The organism is Bartonella sp. MR168JLCBS, assembly GCF_042194175.1.
Map to the genome: position 1 here is coordinate 1 of NZ_JBHIMP010000128.1, position 284 is coordinate 284.

The window sequence follows — 284 nt, forward strand, 5'->3', positions numbered from 1 at the left end:
TTACCATTAATAAAAAAGGTAGGTGTTGCTGTAACACCAAGTTTTTTTCCACGCTCAAAAGACATATTCACTTCATCTAAAATGGATTGATTTTTCAGACAAGCATTAAAACTTTCATCGGTAAAACCCGCCATTAAGCCAATTTTTTTCAATGGTGTCAGAGCGTCTTGTTCCCAAACCCACTCATGCTGTTTCTGAAATAAGACTTCTATCAAAGGAAAATAGCGATCTTCTGGTGCACACCGGGCCAACATAAAGCCTGCTGTTGCCCGAGGATCAAAAGC

Annotated in this window: 1 protein-coding gene; it reads right to left on the minus strand. The window is 39.4% G+C overall.

The window, feature by feature from the left end; all coding sequences use genetic code 11:
- A partial coding sequence (locus ACFIK8_RS09725) for a DsbA family protein (protein WP_375669305.1) occupies positions 1–284 on the minus strand: 284 nt, incomplete at both ends.